This window comes from Micromonospora sp. DT4 (assembly GCF_049841675.1).
Taxonomy (GTDB): domain Bacteria; phylum Actinomycetota; class Actinomycetes; order Mycobacteriales; family Micromonosporaceae; genus Micromonospora.
In genome coordinates, this window is sequence record NZ_JBNCKT010000401.1 from 1 (window position 1) to 427 (window position 427).

The 427-nt window shown below is 71.9% G+C and carries 1 pseudogene; it reads left to right on the plus strand.

What is annotated here, in order from left to right:
• Positions 1-427: pseudogene (locus tag ACLQ24_RS30305) on the plus strand (DUF4314 domain-containing protein); the annotation flags it as partial.

Consider the following 427-nt stretch of genomic DNA (forward strand, 5'->3'; position numbering starts at 1 on the left):
GAGACTCGGTCGATGCCGCCGGGTGGGAGCTGTTCGCCGACGCCACCGGCGATGTCTCCGGCTGGTTCGGGCTGCGCCTCCAGCAGCGCGACGAGGCGATGACCGTCTACCGCGACGCCTTCGCCACCGCAACCGCAGAGCGTGTCGCCGAACTGTGTCACCTCGCGGCCAGCCCCACCGGCAGCGACGTGTCCCACCTGCACCCCGACCGGGTACACCTCGGCGACGTCGGCGTGTTCTCCGGCGAATGGGCGATGACCGCCGGCCCGGACGGCGATGACCGCTTCGAGATCGGCTTCGTCGGCACCCTGATCGACCACTGGAACGGGTGGACGGTGTTCTCCTGCACCCGCCCGGTGGCGGAGGCGATCGTCGCCGACCAGCACCGGCTCCGCGACCAGCACCGCCGCAGCCTGCGCGAGCAGGG